This is a genomic window from Mesorhizobium sp. B2-4-1 (assembly GCF_006442185.1).
Taxonomy (GTDB): Bacteria; Pseudomonadota; Alphaproteobacteria; order Rhizobiales; family Rhizobiaceae; genus Mesorhizobium.
Genome location: NZ_VFVN01000027.1, coordinates 1 through 1,500 on the forward strand (window position 1 = coordinate 1; position 1,500 = coordinate 1,500).

Consider the following 1,500-nt stretch of genomic DNA (forward strand, 5'->3'; position numbering starts at 1 on the left):
GACGGGTTGGTGACGTCGTTGGCGCCGATGACATAGGCGACGTCGGCCTGCGCGAATTCGGAATTGATGTCCTCGAGCTCGAACACTTCGTCGTAAGGCACGTTGGCTTCGGCCAAGAGCACGTTCATGTGGCCCGGCATGCGGCCGGCCACGGGGTGGATGGCGTATTTGACGTCGACGCCATTGGCCTTGAGCTTGTCGGCCATCTCGCGCAGTGCGTGCTGGGCCTGGGCGACGGCCATGCCGTAGCCAGGCACGATGATGACCTTCTGCGCGTTCATCATCAGATAGGCCGCATCGTCGGCCGAGCCCTGCTTGACCGTGCGCTCGATCCCATCATCAGCGCCCGCGGCTGCGGTCTCACCACCGAAGCCGCCGAGGATGACGGAGATGAAGGAGCGGTTCATGCCCTTGCACATGATGTAGGACAGGATGGCACCCGACGAGCCGACCAGGGCGCCGGTGATGATCAGCGCCAGATTGCCGAGCGTGAAGCCGAGTGCGGCCGCCGCCCAGCCCGAATAGGAGTTGAGCATCGACACCACCACCGGCATGTCGGCGCCGCCGATGGGGATGATGAGCAGCACGCCCAGCACCAGCGATGCGGCAACGATGAGCCAGAAGACGAGCTTCGATTCGGTGGTGACCAAGAGCACGATCAGCACGACCAAGGCGATGCCAAGCGCGATGTTGATGAAATGGCGGCCGCCGATCATGATCGGCTTGCCGGACATGCGCCCGTCAAGCTTCAGGAAGGCGATGACCGAGCCGGTGAAGGTGATGGCGCCGATGGCCACACCCAGGCTCATTTCGACCAGCGCCTGGGCGTGGATGTCGCCCGCCGTGCCGATGCCGAAGCTTTCCGGCGCATAGATGGCGGCGGCCGCCACCATGACGGCGGCAAGGCCGACGAGCGAGTGGAAGGCGGCGACCAGTTGCGGCATCGAGGTCATGGCGATGCGCCTGGCCGTGACGGCGCCGACGCCGCCGCCGATGGCAAGGCCGAGCACGATCAGGCCGAAGCGTCCAGCCGATGGCGTGGCCAGCGCCAGCGTGGTGGCGATGGCAATGCCCATGCCGATCATGCCGTAGAGATTGCCTTGCCGGCTGGTGGTCGGGTGCGACAGGCCGCGCAACGCCAGGATGAAGAGAATGCCGGAGACCAGATAGAGGAAGGAGGCGAGATTGACGGTCACGTCACTTGTCCTTCTTCTTGTACATTGCCAGCATGCGCTGGGTGACGAGGAAGCCGCCGAAGATGTTGACCGACACCAGCATCAGCGCGACGAAGCCGAAGCCCGCGGCGACGCCGGAGGCGGCGATGCCGACGGCAAGCAGCGCGCCGACGACGATGACCGAGGAGATGGCGTTGGTGACGGCCATCAGCGGCGTGTGCAGCGCAGGCGTCACCGACCAGACGACGTAATAGCCGACGAAGATCGCCAGCACGAAGATGGCCAGGCGGAAGACGAAGGGATCGATGGCGCCGCCCGACAGCGC

2 protein-coding genes are annotated in these 1,500 nt (G+C 65.2%); both read right to left on the reverse strand.

Going from position 1 to position 1,500, the window contains the following annotated elements; genetic code table 11:
• Positions 1–1,196, reverse strand: a 1,196-nt coding sequence (locus tag FJ949_RS30140) for an NAD(P)(+) transhydrogenase (Re/Si-specific) subunit beta (RefSeq protein WP_140501640.1), incomplete at its 3' end; no start/stop codon positions are given.
• A 1-nt stretch (position 1,197) separates the two neighbouring features.
• Positions 1,198–1,500, reverse strand: a 303-nt coding sequence (locus FJ949_RS30145; RefSeq protein ID WP_140501642.1) for a proton-translocating transhydrogenase family protein, incomplete at its 5' end; no start/stop codon positions are given.